The following is a 1,280-nucleotide window of genomic DNA, read 5'->3' on the forward strand; positions in this document are numbered from 1 at the left end:
CCGCCAGTTGGGATTTGGATAGTTTTTTAGCTACATGACTTCGATAATCTGCGGCTTTTGACTGGCCATTGGCAGCAGCAACAGAAAGCCAAACATACGCTTGGCTATTATCCTGAGCCACTCCGTTGCCTTGGGAGTAGCGGACTCCGAGGTTGTTCTGGGCGGCTGCATAACCTTGCTCAGCGGCCTTGCGGTACCAGAAAACCGCCTGCTGATCATCCTGAGCAACACCCTTGCCGGTGGCATAGTGAACTCCAAGGTTGAACTGGGCGGTTGCATCACCCTGCTCAGCGGCCTTGTGGAACCAGAAAGTTGCCTGTTGGTCATCCTGCGCAACCCCTTGGCCGGTGGCATAGCGGACTCCGAGGTTGAACTGGCCGGTGGCATCACCCTGTTCGGCAGCCTTGCGGAACCAGAAAACCGCCTGCTGGTAGTCCTGCGTGACTCCCTGCCCGGAGGCATAGCAAGCTCCGAGGTTGTCCTGGGCAGCGGCATAACCTTGTTCTGCGGCCTTGCGGTACCAGGAAACCGCCTGCTCGTAGTCCTTCACAACCCCTTGGCCGGTCTCGTAGCGGACGCCGAGGTCGCCCTGGGCACGGGCATTACCTTGCTCAGCGGCCTTGCGGAACCAGAAAACCGCCTGCTCGTAGTCCTTCACGACCCCTCCGCCGTAGGCGTACCGGACTCCGAGGTTGTCCTGGGCAGCGGCATAACCTTGCTCAGCGGCCTTGCGGAACCAGAAAACCGCCTGCGGGTAGTCCTTCTCGACCCCCTGGCCGTTGATATAGCGGACGCCGAGGTTGTTCTGTGCTGCGGCCTTACCCTGCTCAGCGGCCTTGCGGAACCAGGAAACCGCCTGCTGGGCGTCCTGCTCAACTCCTCGGCCCTGGTCGTAGCAGAATCCGAGGTGGGTCTGGGCATCGGCATTACCCTGCTCGGCGGCCTTTCGGAACCAGTAGACCGCCTGCCGGGTGTCCTGCACGACACCTTGGCCGGCGGCATAGCTGACACCGAGGTTGTTCTGGGCATCGGCATCGCCCTGTTCGGCCATTCTCTGAGTCATGGTTAGATCCTGCGAGGCATACGTATAGCTAACTGACTGTAGTAAGCAAAACGCAAAAAAGAACAAGCGTGCACAGTGCATATAAGGGGGCTCTACGGTTGACTGGTTCGCGCCCCTGCTCTTACTGGGTTCCCAAAGAGCTGAGCTAAATGGATAGAAGCGGATTACGCCTGAATGATAGCGTTCTGCAATTGATCTTATCTGATGCCTGGAGCCA

The 1,280-nt window shown here is 58.8% G+C and carries 1 protein-coding gene; it reads right to left on the reverse strand.

Annotated features, from left to right (window positions below; translation table 11 throughout):
- Positions 1 to 1,063 (reverse strand): SEL1-like repeat protein (locus ACWKV5_RS29590; protein ID WP_483844146.1); only part of this gene is annotated, 1,063 nt, incomplete at its 3' end.
- Positions 1,064 to 1,280 lie beyond the last annotated feature (217 nt).

The organism is Pseudomonas oplopanacis, assembly GCF_057128725.1.